Genomic DNA, 1,450 nt, shown 5'->3' with positions numbered 1-1,450 from the left:
TGCCCGTTTCAGGCCCTCAGCAGCATCTTCATCGCCTCAACACTAATCAAACTCAGGCAACGCCGCCAGTTATAAGCCCATACGGCTAGTGCCATTTCCGTTTTCACTTTGAATAGTCCTCTGACGAGGTAACGTGCATTACCCAATATCCAGCGCTTCAGATTTCCAAACGGATGTTCAACGATAGCGCCACGCAAACGCATGATGTGGCGCTCCTGTACAAGGCGTTGTTCGCAGCGGCTGAAACTGGCTTCATCGAAATGTCGACTGACATAGCGCCGGGCAGCGGTCGTGCATTGCGGTTTGAGCGCACAGCCGTGGCAAGAAACGCCAGCATAAATGGTGACTCTGTCGCCATGATGGGCTTGCTTGCGTATCAACAACATATTGGCAGGACAGCGATAGGTGTCACTTTGCGTGTCGTAATGAAAGTGCGTCCTGTCGAACAAAGTTCCGCCTGCCTGCGTATTGCTGGAACGATTCAAGGCAACGTAAGGTGTGATGCCATTGGCTTCGCAGCCACTCAAATGCGCCCCGCTGGAATATCCCGCATCGGCTACCACCGTGAGTCTGTTTTGCTCCAACACTTGCTTGACGGCCAGCGCCATCGGCAGCAGTTGCTGCAGGTCGTTGGCTTCGCAGACAACATCGTGATGCACAATCAACTTGTGTTGCGCATCTACCGCGCTTTGCACGTTGTAGCCGGCAATGGAACGGCCTTGATTGTCTTTGAGAAGTCGTGCATCGGTTTCGCCCTCAATCTGGGCTTTGCGATGAGTCGTCTTGAGCGTGGCGCGTTGTTGAGCCGCCGCCTCTTGCTCTTGCCGCAAACGACCCAGTGCAGCTTGCACCGCGCTGCGGTCAATGACTTCACCTTCATGCTTGTCGGCCTCGTCAAGCTCCTTCAGATAGCGCGCAATGCGTTCTTGCAGTTGCGCCTGACGACGTGCCAGAGCTTCATCGCCTACGGCACGGTGACGACTCGCGACAGCTTGAAATTTGGAGCCATCAATAGCCACCAGCTCACCGGCTATCAACCCCGCATGCCGACAGAACTGAACGAATTCACGACATACGTTCTGGATGCCCCGTCCTTCGTCTTTGCGGAAATTGGCAATGGTCTTGTGATCTGGCGCTAGCCGCCCCAACAACCACATCACTTCGATATTGCGCTGACATTCCGCCTCCAGTCGCCGACTTGAGCGCACGCGATTCAGATAGCCATACAAATACAGTTTGAGCAGATCCCCGGGGTGATACGGAGGACGGCCTTTGCGTGCGACATGCACTTTGCCAAAGCCCAACTCAGCAAGGTCCAACTGCTCTATGTACAAATCGATCACTCGTACAGGATGATCATCTGCGATCAAATCCTCAATCGATTCTGGGAACAGACTGACCTGCCCCCGACTTACCCCGCGCCGATGTCCCATAAAAAATGCCCATCAAG

At 54.3% G+C, this 1,450-nt stretch carries 1 protein-coding gene; it reads right to left on the bottom strand.

Features of this window, described 5'->3' with window-relative positions:
- Positions 1-8 precede the first annotated feature (8 nt).
- Positions 9-1,433: an IS1182 family transposase gene (locus AKL27_RS26865; protein WP_050465963.1), complete on the bottom strand. Its 1,425-nt coding sequence runs from the start codon at positions 1,431-1,433 to the stop codon at positions 9-11.
- Positions 1,434-1,450 lie beyond the last annotated feature (17 nt).

It is taken from the genome of Herbaspirillum autotrophicum (assembly GCF_001189915.1).
GTDB lineage: Bacteria > Pseudomonadota > Gammaproteobacteria > Burkholderiales > Burkholderiaceae_D > Herbaspirillum > Herbaspirillum autotrophicum.
This window is presented reverse-complemented; position numbering and strand designations above follow the sequence as displayed.